Annotated in this window: 13 protein-coding genes; 8 read left to right on the forward strand and 5 right to left on the reverse strand. The window is 70.2% G+C overall.

Annotated features, from left to right (window positions below; translation table 11 throughout):
• Positions 1-311: 311 nt before the first annotated feature.
• Positions 312-1,604, reverse strand: coding sequence for an urea ABC transporter substrate-binding protein (urtA, locus tag A5481_RS02195; protein WP_064503762.1), 1,293 nt, complete (start codon positions 1,602-1,604; stop codon positions 312-314).
• Positions 1,605-1,864: 260 nt separating this feature from the next.
• On the opposite strand from urtA, the gene A5481_RS02200 reads away from it, so the two are divergent.
• Positions 1,865-3,529: an alpha-amylase family protein gene (locus A5481_RS02200; protein ID WP_064503751.1), complete on the forward strand. Its 1,665-nt coding sequence runs from the start codon at positions 1,865-1,867 to the stop codon at positions 3,527-3,529.
• Between the two features lie 196 nt (positions 3,530-3,725).
• Here A5481_RS02200 and A5481_RS02205 read toward each other — a convergent pair whose 3' ends face one another.
• Both A5481_RS02205 and A5481_RS02210 read right to left on the reverse strand, forming a co-directional pair.
• A complete protein-coding gene (locus A5481_RS02205; protein ID WP_064503752.1) occupies positions 3,726-3,983 on the reverse strand; it encodes a helix-turn-helix domain-containing protein in 258 nt (85 codons plus the stop codon).
• A 459-nt stretch (positions 3,984-4,442) separates the two neighbouring features.
• Complete coding sequence (locus tag A5481_RS02210; protein ID WP_245239141.1) at positions 4,443-5,483, reverse strand: cysteine synthase A; 1,041 nt, start codon at positions 5,481-5,483, stop codon at positions 4,443-4,445.
• Between the two features lie 517 nt (positions 5,484-6,000).
• Here A5481_RS02210 and A5481_RS02215 point away from each other — a divergent pair.
• Both A5481_RS02215 and A5481_RS02220 read left to right on the forward strand, forming a co-directional pair.
• Entirely contained in the window at positions 6,001-9,495 is a 3,495-nt protein-coding gene (locus A5481_RS02215) for an indolepyruvate ferredoxin oxidoreductase family protein (protein ID WP_048436410.1), read from the forward strand.
• A gap of 223 nt (positions 9,496-9,718) precedes the next feature.
• Positions 9,719-10,570, forward strand: a complete 852-nt coding sequence (locus tag A5481_RS02220; RefSeq protein WP_048436409.1) for an urea carboxylase-associated family protein — start codon at positions 9,719-9,721, stop codon at positions 10,568-10,570.
• 8 nt (positions 10,571-10,578) lie between these two features.
• On the opposite strand, the gene A5481_RS02225 is transcribed toward A5481_RS02220, so the two are convergent.
• Complete coding sequence (locus A5481_RS02225; protein ID WP_048436408.1) at positions 10,579-11,334, reverse strand: sulfite exporter TauE/SafE family protein; 756 nt, start codon at positions 11,332-11,334, stop codon at positions 10,579-10,581.
• Between the two features lie 194 nt (positions 11,335-11,528).
• Between A5481_RS02225 and ruvC the strand changes: the two genes are divergently transcribed.
• Entirely contained in the window at positions 11,529-12,086 is a 558-nt protein-coding gene (ruvC, locus tag A5481_RS02230; protein WP_048436407.1) for a crossover junction endodeoxyribonuclease RuvC, read from the forward strand.
• 18 nt (positions 12,087-12,104) lie between these two features.
• Here ruvC and A5481_RS02235 read toward each other — a convergent pair whose 3' ends face one another.
• The gene (locus tag A5481_RS02235) at positions 12,105-13,508 is read right to left on the reverse strand and encodes a methyl-accepting chemotaxis protein (RefSeq protein ID WP_082173437.1); all 1,404 of its coding nucleotides are present in this window, start codon (positions 13,506-13,508) and stop codon (positions 12,105-12,107) included.
• Positions 13,509-13,915: 407 nt separating this feature from the next.
• On the opposite strand from A5481_RS02235, the gene A5481_RS02240 reads away from it, so the two are divergent.
• The 4 genes from A5481_RS02240 to A5481_RS02255 are packed head-to-tail and all read left to right on the forward strand — an operon-like array spanning position 13,916 to position 19,153.
• Positions 13,916-15,088, forward strand: coding sequence for an isovaleryl-CoA dehydrogenase (locus A5481_RS02240; RefSeq protein ID WP_048436405.1), 1,173 nt, complete (start codon positions 13,916-13,918; stop codon positions 15,086-15,088).
• 11 nt (positions 15,089-15,099) lie between these two features.
• On the forward strand, positions 15,100-16,707 hold the full coding sequence (locus A5481_RS02245) for a carboxyl transferase domain-containing protein (RefSeq protein ID WP_048436404.1): 1,608 nt from the start codon (positions 15,100-15,102) through the stop codon (positions 16,705-16,707).
• Positions 16,708-16,715: 8 nt separating this feature from the next.
• On the forward strand, positions 16,716-18,662 hold the full coding sequence (locus A5481_RS02250; protein ID WP_048436403.1) for an acetyl-CoA carboxylase biotin carboxylase subunit: 1,947 nt from the start codon (positions 16,716-16,718) through the stop codon (positions 18,660-18,662).
• The gene (locus tag A5481_RS02255) at positions 18,659-19,153 is read left to right on the forward strand and encodes a MaoC family dehydratase (protein WP_048436402.1); all 495 of its coding nucleotides are present in this window, start codon (positions 18,659-18,661) and stop codon (positions 19,151-19,153) included. The genes A5481_RS02250 and A5481_RS02255 overlap by 4 nt, the downstream gene beginning before the upstream one ends.
• The last annotated feature ends 1 nt before the right edge of the window (position 19,154 follow it).

Genomic DNA, 19,154 nt, shown 5'->3' on the forward strand with positions numbered 1-19,154 from the left:
AACATTCCCCTCTCCCGCGTGAACCGACGTAGCCACACATCTCGTTCGAGAGCTTCCAACCTTGCAAGTCGCGCGCCTCCCCTCCCCCTTGTGGGGAGGGGTGAGGGGGTTGGGGGTGGTGCCGGATAAAGCTCAACGGTGCCTTCTGCACCACCCCCACCCCTAGCCCCTCCCCACAAGGGGGAGGGGAAAGTGCGCTGATTTACAATGGGCTGGACTTCATGAGCGAGATGTAGCCCGCAGACTCATCTGGGATTGGGGGCGCGCTTCATGTGGGCGAGCGGCGCGCCGCTCGCCCTGTTGTCATGCGCTCAGGCGCCGCCGCACTTCTTCGTCTGGGTGTTGTAGTTGCCGCACTTGAGCTTTACCCAGTCGGCCTCGAGGTCCTTCGAGCCCTCGAGCTGCTTCGACCACGCCTCGCCGGGGATGAGGTCCTTGGTCTTCCACACCACGTCGAACTGGCCGTTCGCCTCGATCTCGCCGATGAAGACGGGCTTGGTGATGTGGTGGTTCGGCAGCATCTTGGCGGTGCCGCCGGTGAGGTTCGCCTGCTCGATGCCGGGCAGCGCGTCGATCACCTTGTCGGGGGCGGTGGTGCCGGCCTTCTCGACCGCCTTCACCCACATGTTGAAGCCGATGTAGCTCGCTTCCATCGGGTCGTTGGTGACGGCCTTGGGGTTCTTCTTGTAGGCCTGCCACTGCTTGATGAACGCCTCGTTCTCCGGCGTCTTGATCGACTCGAAGTAGTTCCAGGCGGCGAGGTGGCCGACGAGCGGCTTGGTGTCGATGCCGGCCAGCTCCTCCTCGCCGACCGAGAACGCCATCACCGGGATGTCGGTGGCCTTGATGCCCTGGTTGCCGAGCTCCTTGTAGAACGGCACGTTGGCGTCGCCGTTGACGGTCGAGACCACCGCGGTCTTCTTGCCGGCGGAGCCGAACGCCTTGATCTTCGACACCTCCGTCTGCCAGTCCGAGAAGCCGAACGGGGTGTAGTTGATCATGATGTCCTCGTCCTTCACCCCCTTCGACTTGAGGTAGGCTTCGAGGATCTTGTTGGTGGTGCGCGGGTAGACGTAGTCCGTCCCCTCCAGCACCCAGCGCTTGGTGCCGCCGCCATCCTCCGACATCAGGTAGTCGACCGCCGGGATCGCCTGCTGGTTCGGCGCCGCGCCGGTGTAGAACACGTTGCGCTCGCTCTCCTCGCCCTCGTACTGGACGGGGTAGAACAGGATGTTGTTGAGTTCCTTGAACACCGGCAGCACGGACTTGCGCGACACGCTGGTCCAGCAGCCGAACACCGCCGCGACCTTGTCCTTGGCGATCAGCTCGCGCGCCTTCTCGGCGAAGAGCGGCCAGTTCGAGGCCGGGTCGACCACCACCGCCTCGAGCTTCTTGCCGAGCACGCCGCCCTTCTTGTTCTGCTCGTCGATGAGCATCAGCATGACGTCTTTGAGCGTCGTCTCGGAGATCGCCATCGTGCCCGAGAGCGAGTGCAGGATGCCGACCTTGATGGTCTCCTGCGCCGAGGCGGCCGTGGTCGCCAGCGTGCCGAGCGCCAACCCGCCCGCAACCGCGGCGCGCGAGAGCCAACCCTTCCACGTCATGTTCATCGTCTCCCTGGGCCGGTGCGGCCGCGACCAGCACCGCAAGGCGCGTGCCAAGGCATATTCCGAAAAGGTTCCCGCAAGATCGGGCTCAAATTCTGGGCATGCGCCGGATTTGGGGGCCGACTGCCTGCTTTTTGCCGGCACCTCTGCCCGCCCTGGCGCCACTCTGCCTAAGCCTCCGGCAAGGCTACGCTTGGGCCGATCCTGTCCTAGTTGTGCGCTCGGGCCGTGACGGTCGAGGGTTGAGGAGAGCCGGGGTGATCGAGGACCTCTGGTACAAGAACGCGGTGATCTACTGCCTCTCGGTCGGCTCCTTCATGGATGCCAACGGCGACGGCATCGGCGATTTCGAGGGGCTGGAGCGGCGCCTCGATTATCTTCTCGGGCTCGGGGTGACGGCGATCTGGCTGCACCCGTTCCAGCCCTCGCCGAAACGCGACCACGGCTACGACATCGCCGACTACTACAGCGTCGATCCGCGCTACGGCACGCTCGGCGATTTCGTCGCCTTCACGCACGCCGCCAAGCAGCGCGGCATGCGGGTGCTGATCGACCTCGTGGTCAACCACACCTCCGACCAGCATCCGTGGTTCAAGGAGGCCCGCGCGTACCCCGATGCCCGCACCCGCGACTGGTACGTCTGGTCGAAGACGAAGCCCCCGCACGCCGACGAGGGCATGGTCTTCCCCGGCGTGCAGAAGAGCACCTGGAGCTACGACAAGGAAGCCAAGCTGTGGTACTTTCACCGCTTCTACGACTTCCAGCCCGACCTCAACACCGCCAATCCCCACGTCCAGGCCGAGATCCTGAAGATCATGGGGTTCTGGATCCAGCTCGGCGTCTCGGGCTTCCGGATGGACGCGGTGCCGTTCGTGATCGCCGAGAAGGGGCCGGAGGTCTCGGGGGAACCGCGCGAGCAGTTCGAGCTCCTGCGCCTGTTCCGCGAGTTCCTGCAATGGCGCCAGGGCGACGCGATCATCCTGGCCGAGGCCAACATCCTGCCGCGCCAGGATCTCGACTATTTCGGCGACGACGCCGACCGCATGAACATGATGTTCAACTTCCAGGTCAACCAGGCACTGTTCTACGCGCTGGCCTCGGCCGATACGCGCCCGCTGGTGAAGGCGCTGGAGAAGACCTGGAACCGGCCGCCCTCGGCGCAATGGGCGCTCTTCCTGCGCAACCACGACGAGCTCGATCTCGGCCGTCTCACCGAGAAGCAGCGCCAGACCGTGTTCCAGGCCTTCGGCCCCGAGCCCGACATGCAGCTCTACGGCCGCGGCATCCGCCGGCGCCTCGCGCCGATGCTCGGCGGCGACCGGCGCCGGATCGAGCTCGCCTACAGCCTGATGTTCACCCTGCCGGGCACGCCGGTGCTGCGCTACGGCGACGAGATCGGCATGGGCGACGACCTCTCGCTGCCCGAGCGCGACTGCGCCCGCACGCCGATGCAGTGGTCGCACGAGGCCCAGGGCGGCTTCACGCTCAACGAGCACCCGGAATCGCCGCCGATCCACGAGGGGCCCTACGCCTACACCCACGTCAACGCGGCGGCGCAGCGCTGCGCGCCGGAATCGCTCCTCAACTGGATGGAGCGCATCATCCGCATGCGCAAGGAGGTGCCGGAGATCGGCTGGGGCGAGTTCGCGGTCCTCGAGACCGGTCACGCCGGCGTCCTGGCGATCCGGTACGACTGGCGCAACAACTCGGTCCTATGCCTGCACAACCTCCAGCCCGAGCCGCGGGAGGTCTCCTTCGCCACCGGCCTCGACGGCGACGGCCGCAACCTGATCGATCTCCTCACCGGCCAGCGCAGCCTCGCCGCCGACGACGGCCGGCATTGCGTACTGATGGAGGGGTACGGGTACCGGTGGTACCGGGTCGGTGGATTGGATTATCTGCTGCGGCGGAGCGAGATCTGAGGGTTCGTTTCGGCGAATCCACTCCGTCCCCTCGCGACCTCATCCTGAGCGAAGCGAGCCTCGAAGGAGGGCTCCAGCAACCTCCGTGGTCTCCGGAGCCCTCCTTCGAGGCCGCTGCGCGGCACCTCAGGATGAGGTTGATGACGGGAGAAACGGGGACGAGCGGACGACAAGCGCCCGACTGCCGCCCGCTCCCTCAGGCCCCCACCTCCGCCGGCACCCCCATCCCCGCCTCCTCGGGCGAGAACTCCCCCTCCGGCCAGTCGGACCACACGACGTCGCGGTAGATCGGCAGGCAGACGCCGATCCGCTTGTACTCCGCGATCCGGTTGCGGACGGTGCGGACCGAGACGCCGAGCATCTTGGCGGCGTGGGTGCGGTTGCCGCGGCAACGGATGAGCGTCTCGATGACGAGCTTGCGCTCGGCCTCGGCGAGTGTGGTCGCTGGCGCCATGCTGCGTTCCTCCTGGTGACGGGAGCCCCCGGGCTTTGCTTGTTGTGACGACCCGGAAAAGCTGCGCAATCACGGTTAACAAGTCGTTAACGACAGGATGGGCCGGACATGACCCAGCCCTGTGCTTGCACGCCGGCGCAGTGTTCGCGGGGAAATACAGTCGCTCGATATTCGATCAGGGCGAGCTGTCGGCAGGAGGAACGGCGCCCGGGCGCGGCATTCGGGCCGGGCGCGGCGCCGTTGCGGAAATTCTGTCGCGGCGCCGCCGCGTGACGAGGCAGGATCAGCCGCCGGCGTTACTGCCCGCCCGCACCCGCGAAACCGCAGCGCGGACCGGCGACGGCGGTTCCGTCCGTACCGAGCGACGATGACGGCCCGCCGCTCATCGCCGTCTCACCTCGGTCAGCCCGGCCGCGCGTCTTGGCGCGCGGCCCGTGCGGAAAAAATCTCTCGCGGCGCTCAAGGAGAGGTCGGCACCAGCCCCGGATCGATCGCCCGCGGGCTGGCGAGCCAGTGCGGCACCGGCAGGTCGCGGGCGCGCAGGAAGGCGGGATCGAACAGCTTCGAGGCGTAGCGGGTGCCGTAATCGCACAGGATCGTCACGATGGTGTGGCCCGGGCCGAGATGGCGGGCGAGCCGGATCGCGCCGGCCACGTTGATCCCCGACGAGCCGCCGAGGCACAGCCCCTCCTCCTCCAGCAGGCCGAAGACCAGCGGCAGCGCCTCCGTATCGGGGATGCCGAAGGAGACGTCCGGCCGGAAGCCATCGAGGTTGCCGGTAATGCGGCCCTGGCCGATCCCTTCCGTGATCGAGCTGCCCGAGGCCTTGAGCGCGCCGGTGGCGTAGTAGGGGTGGAGCGCCGAGCCGTCGGGATCGGCGAGCCCGATCGTCACGCCCGGGTTGCGGGCACGCAGCGCGGCCGCGGTGCCGGCGAGCGTGCCGCCGGTGCCGGCGGCGCAGATGAAGCCGTCGACACGGCCCTGCGTGGCCTCCCAGATCTCCGGCCCGGTCGTGGCGACGTGGGCGTCGCGGTTGGCTGTGTTGTCGAACTGGTCGGCGAAGAAGGCGCCGCCGGGCTCGGTGGCGGCGAGCCGCTCGGCCAGCCGCCCGGCGACCTTCACGTAGTTGTTGGGGTTTGCGAAGGGCACCGCCGGCACCTCGACGAGGTCGGCCCCGGCGAGGCGGAGCGCCTGCTTCTTCTCCGCCGACTGGGTGTCGGGGATCACGATCACGGTGCGGTAGCCCCGCGCCGCGCCCACCAGCGCGAGGCCGATGCCGGTATTGCCGGCCGTGCCCTCGACGATGGTGCCGCCCGGCCGAAGGGCGCCGGCGCGCTCGGCGGCCTCGATCATCGACAGGGCGGCGCGGTCCTTCACCGACTGGCCCGGATTCAGGAACTCGGCCTTGCCCAGGATGGTGCAGCCGGTCTCCTCGGAGGCGCGCTTGAGGCGGATCAGCGGCGTGCCGCCGATCGCGGCGAGGATGTCGGGGCGGATCATCGCGGGGGCCATCCGGTACGGGCGGGCGCGGGGGCCCGCAGGGGTGGCGGTGATGCCGCGAAACCGGGTGGGCGGCAAGGCGCACGGAACACCGCAACGGCAGGGGTGACAGCCCAGGCTCACTGACGACCCGTCGCAAGCCATTCACCCTTTCCCGGACGACGGCAGCGAAGCGGAAGGAGATCCGGGATCCAGCAGAGGAAGTGCCGCGAAGCAGCTCTGAATTTGCAACGCTGCGAGACACAAGGACGCTTCGCGACGTCTTGTGCTGGATCCCGGATCTCCTTCCACTTCGTTCCAGTCGTCCGGGAAAGGGGAGCCGTTGGGAAAGTCGTGCGCGGACCAAAAGCGAAGGCAGCGCGCTCCCGTCGTGCGGCGCGACCACACTCGGCCTGCCTGGAACGCCTCCAGGCCGCGTTGACGCCCGGCCCCGCAAATGTCAGCCTTCCTGACTTAATCGGCGTGGTCCCGAGAGGCCGGTGAAACCGGCCCGCACCGCGCCAGGAGGAGAAACGCGATGGGCTCGCCCGCGACCACCCCGTCCCTTCGGCCGGTCAGCCTCGACGACAAGTACGACCTCTCCCGCGACCAGGTCTTCGTCACCGGCACTCAAGCCGTGATCCGGATGCTCCTGATGCAGCAGGCCCGCGACCGGGCGGCGGGGCTCAACACCGCGGGCTTCGTCTCAGGGTATCGCGGCTCGCCGATCGGCGGGCTCGACCAGAACCTGGTGCGGGCGAAGAAGGTCCTCGATCAGGCCGGCATCGTGTTCCAGCCCGGCCTCAACGAGGAGCTGGCCGCGACCGCGATCTGGGGCGCGCAGCAGGCCGAGATGCGGGGCGAAGGCCGCTACGACGGCGTGTTCGGCCTCTGGTACGGCAAGGGCCCCGGCGTCGACCGCTCCGGCGACGTCTTCCGCCACGCCAACATGGCCGGCACCTCGCGCCACGGCGGCGTGCTGGCGCTGATGGGCGACGACCACACGGCGGAATCCTCCACCGTCGCGCACCAGTCGGAGTTCCACTTCGTCGACGTGATGTCGCCGATCCTGAACCCGGCCGGCGTGCAGGAGATCCTCGATTACGGTCTCTACGGCTACGCGATGAGCCGCTATTGCGGCACCTGGGTCGCCTTCAAGTGCGTGAAGGAGAACATCGAATCGACCGCGAGCGTGGATGCGCGCCTCGACCGGGTGAAGATCGTCCTGCCCGACGACTTCCTGATGCCACCGGGCGGGCTCAACATCCGCACGCCGGACGGCATCCTGGAGCAGGAGGCCCGCCTCCAGGACTTCAAGCGCGACGCGATGCTGGCCTTCGTGCGCGCCAACAACCTCAACCGGATCGTGCTCTCGGGCGGGCGCCAGCCGAAGATCGGCATCATCACGGTCGGAAAATCCTATCTCGACGTGCGCCAGGCGATGGACGACCTCGGCCTCGACGAGGTCAAGGCCAACGACATGGGCCTGCGGCTCTACAAGGTCGCCTGCCCGTGGCCGCTGTCGCGGCGCGAGCTCGCGGAGTTCGCGGACGGCCTCGACCTCGTGATGGTGGTCGAGGAGAAGCGATCCCTGATCGAGGTGCAGCTGCGCGAGGAGCTGTACGGGTCAGCGCATCAGCCCGTCTGCATCGGCAAGCGGGACGAGGCGGGGAACTGGCTCTTCCCGGTGAAGGGCGCGCTCGATCCCAACGACGTCGCGGTGGCGCTCGGCGAGCGCCTGCTGCGCTACCACCGCGACGACGACCTCGCGGGCCGCGTCGCCCGGCTGAAAGGCGCGCAGGAGCGGCTGGCCCAGACCGCCGACATCGCCGCCCGGATCCCGCATTTCTGCGCCGGCTGCCCGCACAATTCCTCGACCAAGGTGCCGGAGGGCATGCGGGCCTATGCCGGCATCGGCTGCCACTACATGGCGCAGTGGATGGACCGCGAGACCGACGGCTTCACCCAGATGGGCGGCGAGGGCGCGAACTGGATCGGCGAGAACAGCTTCTCCAAGCGCGGCCACGTCTTCCAGAACCTCGGCGACGGCACCTACAACCATTCGGGGTCGCTGGCGTTGCGCTGGGCCGTCGATACCGGCACGACGATCACCTACAAGATCCTGTTCAACGATGCCGTCGCGATGACCGGCGGCCAGCCGCACGAGGGCGGCCTCACCGTCGACCGCATCGCCGCGCAGGTGCGGGCGGAGGGCGTCGCGCGCATCGCGCTCGTCACCGACGAGCCGCACAAGTACCCCTCGACGGTGACCTGGCCGCACGGGCTGACGATCCACCACCGCGACGAGCTCGACGCGGTGCAGCGGGAGCTGGCCGAAGTGCCGGGCGTCTCGGTGATGATCTACGACCAGACCTGCGCCTCCGAGAAGCGCCGCCGGCGCAAGCGCAACGCCTATCCGGATCCCGACAAGCGGGTGATCATCAACGAACTGGTCTGCGAGGGCTGCGGCGATTGCTCGGTGCAGTCGAACTGCGTCGCGGTGCAGCCGGTCGAGACCGAGTTCGGCCGCAAGCGCCGCATCGACCAGTCGGGCTGCAACAAGGACTTCTCCTGCGTGAAGGGCTTCTGCCCGTCCTTCGTGACGGTGCACGGCGCCAAGCCTCGCAGCAAGCCGGCCAATGTCCCGGCGGCGGCGAGCGAGGAGGCGCCGGATGCAGGCATCCCCGAGCCGGCGATCCCCGAGATCGCCGGCACCTACAACCTGATCGTCACCGGCGTCGGCGGCACCGGCGTGGTGACGATCGGGGCGATCCTCGGCATGGCGGCCCATCTCGAGGGCAAGGGCCTCGGCATGATCGACATGGCCGGCCTCGCCCAGAAGGGCGGCGCGGTGTTCAGCCATGTCCGCCTCGCCGAGCGCCAGGAGGACATCCACGCCATCCGGGTCGGGGCCGGAGCGGCCGACCTCGTCCTCGGCTGCGACCTCGTGGTCAGCGGCAACCGCAAGGTGCTGTCGGCGGTCGCCAAGGGCCGCACCCACCTCGTCGTCAACACCGCCGAGGTGATGCCGGGCGAGTTCACCCGCCGGCCCGATTTTTCCCTGCCGGCCGAGCGGATCAAGCGGGCGATCCGCGAGGCGGCCGGGCCCGAGCGCGCCGACTTCACCGACGCGACGAGCCTCGCCGTCTCGGTGCTCGGCAATGCGCTCGCCGCCAACATGTTCATGCTGGGCTTCGCCTGGCAGCGCGGGCGGGTGCCGCTGTCGCGGGCCGCGCTCCTGAAGGCGATCGCACTCAACCGCGAGGCGGTGGCGATGAACCTCGCGGCCTTCGCCTGGGGCCGGCGCGCGGCGGCTTTGCCGGAGACGATGCGGGCGGTCGAGGCCCCGGCCGCGGACCTGGCGCCGGACCTCGACGGGGTGATCGCCAAGCGCGTCGCCTTCCTGACCGCCTACCAGAACGCGGCTTACGCGGAGCGCTACGCGCAGGCCGTCTCGGCCCTGCGGGCGCGGGAAGCCGCGATCGTGCCCGGCCAGTCGGCCCTGGCCGAGGCCGCCGCCCGCTCGCTGTTCCGGCTGATGGCCTACAAGGACGAGTACGAGGTCGCGCGGCTCTACACCGACGGCAGCTTCCAGGCGCAAGTCGCGCGCACCTTCGAAGGCGAGGCCTTGCGCTACGAGTTCCACCTCGCCCCGCCGCTGCTCGCCCGCCGCGACCCCGCCACCGGCCGGCCGCGCAAGACGACCTTCGGGCCGTGGATGATGACGGCGTTCGGGGTTCTCGCCCGGATGAAGCGCTTGCGCGGCACCGCCCTCGACCCGTTCGGCTACACGCAGGAGCGGCGCGAGGAGCGGCGGCTGGTGCAGGACTTCGAGGCGCTCATGGCCGAGATCGCCCGGGATCTCACGCCCGCCAACCACGCCGCGGCGGTCGGCCTCGCCGGCCTGCCCCAGCGCATCCGCGGCTACGGGCCGGTGAAGGCGAAGAACCTGGAGGCGGTGAAGGCCGAGGAGGCGGCGCTGGTGGCGCGGTTCCGCAGCCAGGACGCCCCGCTCGCGACGGCGGCGGAGTAGGGCTCCCTCTCCCCGCCGGGCACAGGGCCGTCCGGGGAAAATCCCTCGAGAGATCAAGCGCGGGATCCCCTCTCCCGTGTGGGAGAGGGGATCCCGCGCCAATCTTTTCCCAGGACAGTCCTGCGCCCGGCGGGGAGAGGGAGAAACCCGCGCCCTTCCATTTGCCCCTCCCCTCCTCGTCTGCCACTCCTGGCGCCGCCACACCCACCCGGAGCCCCCCGGCATGAAGGATTTCCCCGCCGCCTATCAGGTCAGCGAGGGCTCGGCCCTGTCGGTCGACCGGCCGTTCTACGAGCGGATCGCCGCCGAGACCGGCGGGCGCACCCTCGTCGAGAGCTTCACCGTCCCGATCCGTTTCGGCCGGGCCTGGAGCGTGCCGGCGGGCCACGTCTTCCGGATCGTCGCGCCGGAGGGGCCGCAGGTCGGCGACCTCAACATCTGGAACCGGCACGACCCGCGCGAGCGGCTGTGGGCGGCGCGCACCCGCCAGCTCCAGGGCGCCCACGTCACGACCCACGACCGGCTGTGGTCGACCCTGCCGTTCCTGCGCCCGCTCGTCACCATCACGGCCGACAGCTTGAGCCATTACGGCACCGACGAGTACGGCGGCCGGGTCCACGACCTCCTGGGAACCCGCTGCGACCCCTACGTGAACAAGCTCCTGACCGGCCAGGATTTCCACTTCCATTGCCACTCGAACCTGGTCCGCGCGGTGATGCCGTTCGGCCTGACCGAGTTCGACGTCCACGACGTGCTCAACGTGTTCCAGGTCACCGGCCTGAACCACGACGACATGTACTTCATGCGCGACTGCCCGGCGAAGCCCGGCGACTACCTCGAATTCTTCGCCGAGATCGACCTGCTCTGCGCCCTCTCGACCTGCCCGGGCGGCGACCTCTCGGTGCCGCTCTGGGGGCCGGACGCCCGCGACCCGATCGACGTCTGCCGGCCGCTCGCCGTCGAGGTCTACCGGCTGGCGCCGGAGCTGACGGAGGGCTGGCAGAGCCCGGGCGTCGCGCCCTATCGCGGCCAGCACGGCCTCCGGCCTGAGAAGGGCTGGTGGGACAAGGCCTAGCGCCGAGCCTAGCGCAGCGGCAGGGCCAGGCAGACCGCCACCAGGATCACCGAATAGGCGATCACGCGAAAGGCCCGGTCGGAGGCGCGGTGGAAGCCGTGCGATCCGACCCACAGGCCGAGCCCGTAGGGCAGGAGCAGCGGCACGGCTTCCGCGAAGCGGGGACCGGTGAGCACCCCGGTCGCCGTGAACACCACCCCCGAGACCAGGGTCGAGAGACCGAAATAGGCCATCAGGTTGTCGCGCACCTGCCGCGCCGAGGCGCGCTGGCTGGCGAGCCAGAAGACGGCGAGCGGCATGCCGCCGAGTGCGGCGAACCCGCTCGCCAGCCCCGAGGCGCCCCCCGTCGCGAGCGAGAGCGGCAGCGAGGGGTCCGCCTTGTAGCGCCAGCCCGAGACGAGCGCGGCGAGCGCCAGCAGGATGGCGCCGGCGGTGATCCAGCGGGTCAGCGTCGGGTCGAGATGGGTGAGGAGCTGCACGCCGACCGGCAGCAGCAGCGTGGAGCCGATCAGGAGCGGCACCACCTCGCGCCAGACCGCCCGCGGCGCGGAGCGGGCGCCGAACCACAGCGAGAACGGCGCGTCCACCACCCAGATCAACCCCACCGCCGCCGCCGGGCCGACGGCGGCCGCCGCGACCGGCACGAACACCATCGCGAAGCCGAAGCCGGTGAAGCCGCGCACCAGCCCGCCGACGAGCGCGGCGAGGAACAGGGTGGCGGACCTGGCGTCGAGCGGCAGGACGGTGGCGAGATCGAGGGACATAGGGTCACCACGCGCCCCACGGCCACGATTCGTCAAGGTCTCGGCCGCAAGAGTGGCCCGAGCCTGTTCACGGAACGTCCCGCGCTAGCGGCGCGGCCGTTTCCCGGCTAGACACCGGTGCTCTTCGCGCCGGGACGGTTTTTCGGCATGATGCGGGCGCCGCCTGCACCCACGGCAAGGATAATCGAGCGGCGATGAGCGACGTGATCCGCATCCTGGGCATCGATCCGGGCCTGCGCCGCACCGGCTGGGGCCTGATCACCGTCACGGGCACCCGGCTCGCCTTCGTGGCGAGCGGCACCGTGACGTCGAACGGCGACGACGACCTCGCCACCCGCCTGCGCACGCTGCACGAGGGCCTGACCAAGGTGGTCGCCACGATGCTGCCCGACGAGGCGGCCGTGGAGGAGACCTTCGTCAACAAGGACGCGCAGGCGACCCTGAAGCTCGGGCACGCCCGCGCCGTCGCCCTGCTGGTGCCGGCGCTCGCCGGCCTGCCGGTGGCGGAATACGCCGCCAACCTGGTGAAGAAGACCGTGGTCGGCGCCGGCCACGCCGAGAAGGACCAGGTCGGCGCGATGGTGCGCTTCCTCCTGCCGAAGGCCACCGCCGACACGGCGGACGCGGCGGATGCGCTCGCCATCGCCATCACCCATGCGAGCCATCGGGCGTCGCGGGCCCGGACGGCCGCGCATGCCGCATCGGCGGGGCCGGGGGCGGCGCGGATCGCCCGGGCGGCGGCGCGGGGCTGACACGCGGCCGACCGCGCCTCAGCGCCGGCCACCGACGAAGGCGGTGATGCTGCCGTCGAGCCGCCCGGAATTGGCCGCGAGGGTGCCGGCGAGTCCCCGCACCGTGTCGGCGAGGTGCCCCGTTCGGGTCGCGGCGTCGGACACCCCGGTGATCGTGCCGGACATCGCGGCGGTGGAGGCGGCCTGCTCCTCCACCGCCGCGGAGATGGAACGGGTCAGGGCGGACAATTCGCCGACGGTCTCGGTGATGCCCTGGATCGCCGCGACGGCGTCGCCGGTGGCGGTCTGGATCGTGGCGACCTGCCGGGTGATCTCGTCCGTGGCCTTCGCGGTCTGGCCGGCGAGCTGCTTGACCTCCCCCGCCACCACGGCGAAGCCGCGCCCCGCCTCGCCGGCCCGCGCCGCCTCGATCGTCGCGTTGAGGGCGAGAAGGTTGGTCTGGCTGGCGATGGACTTGATCATGCCCACCACCGCGTCGACCTGGCGGGTGTTCTCGATGAGCTGCCGCACCGTCGCGTCGGTGGCCTCGGCCTGAGTGGCAATCTGCCGGCTGCGCTCCGAGACGCGGCCGACCTGATCGGCGACGTCCCGCACGCTGCCGGACATCTGCCGGGAGGTGTCCGCTACCGCCGCGGCGCGCGTGCGGGCATCCGTCGCCGCGCCGGTCAGGCCCTCGGCCGACCGTGCCATCTCGCCGGCCGCCGCCGTCACCGCATCCACCACCTCGCGCACCTCCTCGGCCACGCGGGTCTGGGCGGTCACGATCGACCAGGTCATCATCGGCCCGAGATAGGCGCCGTCCGGCCCGTTGATCGCCGAGACCTGGAGATCGAGCACTTCCGGCCCGAGGCGGATCTTGGTCCGGTGCGGCAGGCGGCTCGCATCGGCGAGCATCCGGCGCTGGTGCGAGGGGTCCTTGTGAAACACGTCGATCGACGAGCCGACGAGCTGGGATACCGGCACTGGCAGGTGCCGCTCGATCGCGCCGAGCGTCGTGCGCGAGCTCTCGTTCATGTAGCTGATGCGGAAGTCGTCCTGCGGATCGGCCATCATCACCGCCATGGGCATCCCCTCGACCATCCGGGCGAGACGCAGGGTCTCCTGCGTCTTGGCGGTGACGTCGAAGGCGAACTTCATCACGCTCCTGGGAGCTCCGTCGGGCCCGAGCACCGGCAGGTAGCTGGCGCAGAGCCAGATCTGCCGGCCGTCCTTGCCGATCCGCTCGAACTCGCCGACCTGATGGATGCCGGCGCGGAGCTGGCGCCAGAACTCGCGATAGGCCTCGGAGGCGAAGACGGCGGGCGGGACGAGGAGCGAATGGGGCTCGCCGACGATCTCCTGCGGAGGGTAGCCGGTCAGCGCCTGGAAATTCGCGTTCACCGCGACGATCGTTCCGTCGAGCGCGAACTCGATCGTGGCCATGGCCCGGTCGAGCGCGGTGAGCCGCGCATCCTCGATCGGTTTGTGCCTGCCCCAAGCCATCTTCGCCCCCGACGGCGTACGACCTGCTCTTGCTTTACGATAGATAAAAATCAGTTAACGCGACCACGCCACCATCGAATGACCTTGCGTATCACGACCGCCTAATCGTCCGCGCGAAGCTCTTCCACTGCATGTCGGGCTCGGAACAGGAAGTTTGACAGGACATTATTCCCCGCGGCCACCGGCGTCCCGGCCGGGACGCCAAACCGGGCGCGGATCGCCCGGCAGGGAGGTCGCACGGCACATCCGCATCCCCGCCCGGGGGCATCGGTCCGCCGGCGGACGGGCAGGCTTGTCTTAAAAAACGATCGTTCGTATGAATGGGGAAAATTGGGAGGAAGGCGCCGATGATCCCGAACGCCGCGCGTGAATTCAACTTCGGCCTCGGCGAGACCGCCGAGGCGATCCGCGACAGCGTGCGCAGCTTCGCGCAGGACAGGATCGCGCCGCGGGCCGAGGAGATCGACCGCACCAACACCTTCCCGCGCGACCTCTGGCCCGAGATGGGGGCGCTCGGCCTGCACGGCATAACGGTCGAGGAGGAGTACGGGGGCCTCGGCCTCGGCTACCTCGCCCATTGCGTGGCGATGGAGGAGGTGTCGCGGGCCTCGGCCTCGGTCGGCCTGTCGTATGGCGCGCATTCGAACCTGTGCGTCAACCAGATCCGCCGCAACGGCTCGGACGCGCAGAAGCGTAAGTATCTCCCCAAGCTCATCTCCGGCGAGAACGTGGGCGCGCTCGCGATGTCGGAGCCGGGCGCCGGCTCGGACGTGGTGTCGATGAGGACCCGCGCCGAGAAGCGGGGCGACCGCTACGTGCTCACCGGCTCCAAGATGTGGATCACCAACGGTCCCGTCGCCGAGACCCTGGTGGTCTACGCCAAGACGGACCCGCAGGCGGGCTCGCGCGGCATCACCGCCTTCCTGGTCGAGAAGGGCATGAAGGGGTTCTCCACCGCCCAGAAGCTCGACAAGCTCGGGATGCGCGGCTCGGATACCTGCGAGCTGGTCTTCGAGGAGTGCGAGATCCCGGAGGAGAACGTGCTGGGCCAGGTCGGGCGCGGCGCCAGCGTGCTGATGTCGGGCCTCGACTACGAGCGCGCGGTGCTGGCGGCGGGGCCGCTCGGCATCATGCAGGCCTGCCTCGACGTGGTGATGCCCTACGTGCACGAGCGCAAGCAGTTCGGCCAGGCGATCGGCGAGTTCCAGCTGGTCCAGGGCAAGCTCGCCGACATGTACGTCTCGACCAACGCCGCCAAGGCCTACGTCTACGCGGTGGCACAGGCCTGCGACCGCGGCGAGACCACCCGCGAGGACGCGGCCGGCGCGATCCTCTACGCCGCCGAGCGGGCGACGCAATGCGCGCTCGACGCGATCCAGCTCCTCGGCGGCAACGGCTACATCAACGACTACCCGACCGGGCGGCTGCTGCGCGACGCCAAGCTCTACGAGATCGGCGCCGGCACCAGCGAGATCCGCCGGATGCTGATCGGCCGCGAGCTCTTCACCAAGTCCGCCTGAGGCGTAACCCGATGCCGGTCATCCCCACCAGCGCCGACCTCACCTCCGGGGCGGCGGAGCAGAACCGCGTTGCCTGGGGCGAGTTGCGCACCGCCCTGAAGGCGCACCGCGCCAAGGCCGCCGCCGGCGGCCCCGAGCGGGCCCGCGAGCGCCACGTCGCCCGCGGCAAGCTCCTGCCCCGGGACCGGGTCCTGCGCCTGCTCGATCCGGGCTCGCCGTTCCTGGAAGTGGGCGGCCTCGCCGCCAACGGGATGTACGGCGAGGACATCCACGCCGCCGGCCTCATCACCGGCATCGGCCGGGTGGCGGGCCGCGAGGTGATGGTGGTCTGCAACGACGCCACGATCAAGGGCGGCACCTACTACCCGCTCACGGTCAAGAAGCACCTGCGGGCGCAGGAGATCGCAGCCCAGAACCGGCTGCCCTGCCTCTACCTCGTCGATTCCGGCGGCGCCAACCTGCCGCAGCAGACCGAGGTGTTTCCCGACCGCGAGCATTTCGGCCGCATCTTCTACAACCAGGCGCAGATGTCGGCCGCCGGCATCCCGCAGATCGCCTGCGTGATGGGGTCGTGCACCGCGGGCGGCGCCTACGTGCCGGCGATGTCGGACGAGAGCGTGATCGTGCGCCGCCAGGGCACGATCTTCCTCGGCGGGCCGCCGCTGGTGAAGGCCGCGACCGGCGAGGTGGTGAGCGCCGAGGACCTCGGCGGCGCCGACGTGCACGCCCGGCTGTCCGGCGTCGCCGACCATTACGCCACCGACGATGCCCACGCGCTCGCGATCCTGCGCCGCATCGTCGGGGGCCTCAACACCGTCAAGCGGCCCGACCTCGACATCGGAAGCCCGGTCGACCCGGCCTATGCGGCGGACGACCTCGACGCCCTGGTGCCGACGGACCTGCGCAAGCAGTACGACGCCCGCGAGCTGATCGCCCGCCTCGTCGACGGCTCGGAATTCGACGAGTTCAAGCGGCTCTACGGCACCACGCTGGTCACGGGATTCGCCCGCCTCCACGGCATGCCGGTCGGGATCCTCGCCAATAACGGCATCCTGTACTCGGAGAGCGCGCTCAAAGGCGCGCACTTCATCGAACTCTGCTGCCAGCGCCGGATCCCGCTGGTCTTCCTCCAGAACATCTCCGGCTTCATGGTCGGGCGCGAGGTCGAGGCCGGCGGCATCGCCAAGAACGGCGCGAAGCTGGTGACGGCCGTCGCGACCGCCGCGGTGCCGAAGCTCACCGTGATCGTCGGCGGCTCCTACGGCGCCGGCAATTACGGCATGTGCGGCCGGGCCTACTCGCCGCGCTTCCTGTTCGCCTGGCCGAATTCGCGCATCTCGGTGATGGGTGCCGAGCAGGCGGCGAGCGTGCTCGCCACCGTCCGCCGCGACAACATCGAGGCCGGCGGCGGCGCCTGGAGCCCGGAAGAGGAGGAGGCGTTCAAGGCGCCGATCCGCGCCGGGTTCGAGGAGGAGGGCTCGCCCTACTACGCCACCGCGCGGCTGTGGGACGACGGCATCATCCTGCCGGAGGAGACGCGCCGGGTGCTCGGCCTGTCGCTCTCGGCCTGCCTCAACGCGCCGGTGCCGGAGACCCGGTTCGGCCTGTTCCGGATGTGAGGACAGCCATGACCACACGCCGCCTCGCCTCCGTCCTCGTCGCCAATCGCGGCGAGATCGCCTGCCGGGTAATCCGCACCGCCCGTCGCCTCGGCATGCGCACCATCGCGGTCTATTCGGACGCCGACCGCGACGCGATGCACGTCGCCCTCGCCGACGAGGCATTTTTGCTCGGCCCGGCGCCCGCCGCCGAATCGTACCTGCGCATCGACCGCATCCTCGCGGCGGCGCGTGCGAGCGGGGCGGCGTGCATCCATCCCGGCTACGGCTTCCTGTCGGAGCGGCCGGACTTCGCCGATGCCTGCGCGGAGGCCGGCATCGTCTTCGTCGGCCCGCCCGCTTCCGCCATCCGCGCCATGGGCCTCAAGGACGCCGCGAAGGCGCTGGTCGCCAAGGCCGGCGTGCCGGTGGTGCCGGGCTATCACGGCGCGCGCCAGGATCCGGATTTTCTCGCCGCGGAGGCGGCCGCCATCGGCTACCCGGTCCTCATCAAGGCGGTGGCCGGCGGCGGCGGCAAGGGCATGCGGCGCGTCGAGGAGCCGGCGGACTTCGCCGACGCGCTGGCGTCCGCGCAGCGGGAGGCCCAGAACGCTTTCGGCGACCCGCGGGTGCTGGTCGAGAAATACGTCCTGTCGCCGCGCCACGTCGAGATCCAGGTCTTCTGCGACGCCCACGGCAACGCCGTCCACCTGTTCGAGCGCGATTGCTCGCTCCAGCGCCGCCACCAGAAGGTGATCGAGGAGGCGCCCGCCCCCGGCATGCCGGACGAGGTCCGGACTGCTATGGGCCGGGCCGCCGTCGAGGCCGCGAAGGCGGTCGGCTATGTCGGCGCCGGCACCGTCGAGTTCATCGCCGACGGCCGCGAGGGCCTGCGCCCCGACGGCTTCTGGTTCATGGAGATGAACACGAGGCTTCAGGTCGAGCATCCGGTGACCGAGGCGATCACCGGGCACGACCTCGTGGAATGGCAGTTCCGGGTCGCCTCCGGCGAGGCGCTGCCGGTCGATCAGGCCGGCCTCTCGATCCACGGCCACGCCGTCGAGGCGCGGCTCTACGCCGAGGATCCGGACCACGGCTTCCTGCCCTCGACCGGGCCCTTGCGGGCGCTCACGCTCCCGTCGGGCGAGGGCATCCGGGTCGATACCGGCGTCGGGGCGGGCGACCGGGTGACCCCGTTCTACGACCCGATGATCGCCAAGGTGATCGCCCACGGCGCCACCCGCGACGAGGCGCTCGACCGGCTGGCGGAGGCGCTGGGCCGCACCCTGGTGGCCGGGCCGAAGACCAACGTCGCCTTCCTGAAGGCACTCGCCGAGGCGCCGGATTTTCGCGAAGGCCGCTTCGATACCGGCTTCATCGACCGCGACCTCGGCCGTCTGACGGCACCGAGCCCGCACCGCGACGCTGCGATCCGCGCCGGGATCCGGGCGCTGGTGGCGCGGGAGGCTCCCGCGCGTGCCGGCTCGCCCTGGGACGCCGCGGACGGGTTCCAGCTCGGCGAGGCGCGGCGCCAGACCTTTCCGTTCGTGCTCGAGGGCGAGCCGGCCGAGGCCGGGCTGCACTGGGGCGCGACCGGGCTGAGCGTGACATACGGCGAGGCCGGTCCCGAGCCGGAGGCCGTCACGGTGGTCGACGCACCGCCCGGCGTGCTGGTGCTCGCCGAGGGCCGCCAGATCGCGCTCAGCCCCCCCGATCCCTTCGCGGTCGATCTCGACCACATCGACCAGGGCGGCACCATCAAGGCGCCGATGCACGGCCGCCTCGTCGCGGTGCTGGTCGCCCCCGGCGACCGGGTGGTGCGCGGCCAGCGCCTCGCCGTGGTCGAGGCGATGAAGATGGAGCACGCGCTCACCGCCCCCGCCGACGGCACGGTCGCCGAGGTGGCGGGGCAAGCCGGCCAGCAGGTCGCCGAGGGCGCCCGCCTGATCACCCTGACGACGGAGGACGCCGCGTGAGCACGATTCCGGCTTCGACCCACCCGCGCGGCGGGCTGTACTTCGAGGATTTCGAGGTCGGCGCGACCTTGCGCCATCGCCTCACCCGCACGGTGACGCAGATGGACAACATGCTGTTCTCCAACATGACGCTCAACCCGCAGCCGCTCCACATCGACGCGCATTTCTGCGCCACCGAGACCGAGTGGGGCAAACCGCTGATGAACTCGCTGTTCACGCTCGGGCTGATGATCGGCATCTCGGTCAACGACACCACCGTCGGCACCACGATCGGCAATCTCGGCATGACCGAGACCCGCTTTCCCGCGCCCCTGTTCGAGGGCGACACGGTGAGCGTGACGACGGAGGTCGTCGCCAAGCGCGAGTCGCGCTCGCGGCCGACCGCCGGCATCGTCGACCTCGTCCACCGCGCCTACAACCAGGACGGCACGCTGGTCGCCGAGTGCCGGCGCCAGGCGATGATGCGCAAGCGCCCCGCGGCGGAGGCTTGAG

The sequence above is a fragment of the Methylobacterium platani genome, assembly GCF_001653715.1.
Lineage (GTDB): Bacteria > Pseudomonadota > Alphaproteobacteria > Rhizobiales > Beijerinckiaceae > Methylobacterium > Methylobacterium platani.

Excerpts from the sequence above, each read along its gene's own strand:
- urtA (WP_064503762.1), bottom strand. The coding sequence starts at position 1,604 with ATGACGTGGAAGGGTTGGCTCTCGCGCGCCGCGGTTGCGGGCGGGTTG.
- A5481_RS02205 (WP_064503752.1), bottom strand. The coding sequence starts at position 3,983 with ATGGCGCCAGCGACCACACTCGCCGAGGCCGAGCGCAAGCTCGTCATC.
- A5481_RS02210 (WP_245239141.1), bottom strand. The coding sequence starts at position 5,483 with ATGATCCGCCCCGACATCCTCGCCGCGATCGGCGGCACGCCGCTGATC.
- A5481_RS02215 (WP_048436410.1), top strand. The coding sequence starts at position 6,001 with ATGGGCTCGCCCGCGACCACCCCGTCCCTTCGGCCGGTCAGCCTCGAC.
- A5481_RS02220 (WP_048436409.1), top strand. The coding sequence starts at position 9,719 with ATGAAGGATTTCCCCGCCGCCTATCAGGTCAGCGAGGGCTCGGCCCTG.
- A5481_RS02225 (WP_048436408.1), bottom strand. The coding sequence starts at position 11,334 with ATGTCCCTCGATCTCGCCACCGTCCTGCCGCTCGACGCCAGGTCCGCC.
- ruvC (WP_048436407.1), top strand. The coding sequence starts at position 11,529 with ATGAGCGACGTGATCCGCATCCTGGGCATCGATCCGGGCCTGCGCCGC.
- A5481_RS02235 (WP_082173437.1), bottom strand. The coding sequence starts at position 13,508 with ATGGCCACGATCGAGTTCGCGCTCGACGGAACGATCGTCGCGGTGAAC.
- A5481_RS02240 (WP_048436405.1), top strand. The coding sequence starts at position 13,916 with ATGATCCCGAACGCCGCGCGTGAATTCAACTTCGGCCTCGGCGAGACC.
- A5481_RS02245 (WP_048436404.1), top strand. The coding sequence starts at position 15,100 with ATGCCGGTCATCCCCACCAGCGCCGACCTCACCTCCGGGGCGGCGGAG.
- A5481_RS02250 (WP_048436403.1), top strand. The coding sequence starts at position 16,716 with ATGACCACACGCCGCCTCGCCTCCGTCCTCGTCGCCAATCGCGGCGAG.